This is a genomic window from Phocaeicola sp. RTP21198st1_B8_RTP21198_201120 (assembly GCF_040929485.1).
Classification (GTDB): domain Bacteria; phylum Bacteroidota; class Bacteroidia; order Bacteroidales; family Bacteroidaceae; genus Phocaeicola; species Phocaeicola dorei.
In genome coordinates this window covers 405-2,504 of record NZ_JBCOCI010000194.1, presented here as the reverse complement: position 1 = coordinate 2,504, position 2,100 = coordinate 405, and the positions used below count along the sequence as shown (strand labels likewise).

The 2,100-nt window shown below is 37.8% G+C and carries 1 protein-coding gene and 1 pseudogene; both read right to left on the bottom strand.

Annotated features, from left to right (window positions below):
- Window positions 1-822: RagB/SusD family nutrient uptake outer membrane protein (locus tag AB5935_RS24365; protein WP_368327690.1), on the bottom strand; the 822-nt coding region annotated here is incomplete at its 3' end.
- A 19-nt stretch (window positions 823-841) separates the two neighbouring features.
- Window positions 842-2,100: pseudogene (locus AB5935_RS24360) on the bottom strand (SusC/RagA family protein); the annotation flags it as partial.

Below are 2,100 nucleotides of genomic sequence, written 5' to 3'. Positions count from 1 at the left end.
GTTATTGCCATCAGCCCACATATCCGATATATCTTTATAAAGATAACCTCCATAAGTACCTCCGCCAGCTTCTGTATCCGCAATAAAGCTTTCTGCAACATCTGCCGCTCTTTGCCAGTAAGAAACACCATTCTCACTCAACCCCTGGCCGGCTCCTTGTATGTAGGCACGAGCCAAAAGTCCCATAGCCGATTTTTTTGAAACACGGGCACGATTATTACCGTAAGGAGTTGTATTCAGATTATCTGCAGCATATTTCAAATCATCAATGATGTATGAATAAATTTCAGATAACGTATTACGTTTAGGTTCCAACACAATATTATTTCCCGCTTCATTCATACAAAGAGTGATCGGACCAAAATATGTAGTCAATATCAAATGATAAAAACCACGCAAACAACGTGCTTCGGCTGTTAACACACGAATATCATCCGCATTTCCTTCTACACTTTCCGCACGGTTTATAACGGTATTACATATCCCCAAAGCAGTATACGCCTGCATAAATAATTTATCCCATGCCTTATCTTTACTCGGCGTCAGAGATTCATAATAAAAGAGTTCTTTTGAGTTATCATTATTATTTGCCGTCAACCACGTATCCGTACCAGCCTCTGCAACAGATAAAAAGTCTGTCACAGTATACAACTGACTATAAATAGGATTATAACACTGGGTTTGCATTCCGTACCACCCGTCAAACGTAGCCAACGTTTCTTCGCCAGTAACTTCCATTGGATTATATTCATCCAATGAACATGAATTGATAGTAACCATCGCACACAATGCTAAGGCCACATTATATACTAATTTCTTCATTATTTATCAGTTTAGAGAATTAAAATGAAAGATTAAGACCAAAGACTAACTGTTTTGTCAATGGATAGTTCAAACCACCATTCATTTCCGGATCATAATCCTTCAACAAATGACTTTTTGCAATAACGAATGGATTAGTAATCGTTCCATACACACGGAGCTTGCCCAATCCCAATTTTTTAGCCAATTTATCAGGCATAGTATATCCAAATGTTATATTCTTTATTTTAAAGAATGATCCATCTACATACGACAACGCTGCAAAGCCTGGATAATAGCTCAACTTATCCTTGATAGAAGCATCCATGGCTGGAAAATCGTTCGAAGGATTTGTTTCAGACCATACATTGAAATAAGTAGGATAGTTGTTCAACCCTGTCGGGTCATAATCCGTCAATACAGAATATTTAAGCATCTGTCCCCAACGCATATACATATAAATACTTAAATCAAAATCTTTATATGTCAAAGTATTCTGGAAACCCATTGTCCAATCCGGAGAGTTATGTCCCAATACTTGATAATCATCAGCAGACACAGAATATGTATTAGAAGCATCATAACGGATTTCCTGTCCGTCAGCATTCACCTTCGTATAGTAGACACTACCGTCCGTATCCGTATGCCGCACCATATCAGGCACATTAATCTTTATAGATCCCGGCTTCAGTCCAAACACAGCAGCATCAGCTTCTTCACCTTTCTGCCAGATACCATCCAATTTGTAGTGATAAAAAGAGTTGATTGCACTACCTACCGCATACGTATAATCGCCATTGATTACTTTATCATTAGCAGTTCCGGTCAGTTTCGTAATCTCTTCCTTATTATATGCAAAAGTCAGAGCCGATGTCCATTGAAAATTTTTAGTTTCAATGTTGCGGGTATTCAAAGCAAGCTCAAGACCTTTATTTTTAGTTTCACACAAGTTTATATTGGTCAGATATTGCTCTTTAGAACTATAGGAATCGTTCACTACAGGTAATGATTTTTTCCATATCACACCTTCCGTCTTAGTCTTATACATATCCAATGTTACATTGATACGATTATTCAGGAAAGAAGCATCAATACCGATATTGGTGTTCTTTGAACGTTCCCATGTCAGTTCCGGATTAGCTATTATTTTAGTGAGATTATAAATCTGCGTTTTTTCACCACCTAATGTCAACCATCCGGACTCCAGAGAAGAAGAGGAAGAATAAGGATCAATACTGGCCGTACCAGAAATACCGTAACCCACACGAATTTTTAAATTATCCAACCAGTTTCTTGTAC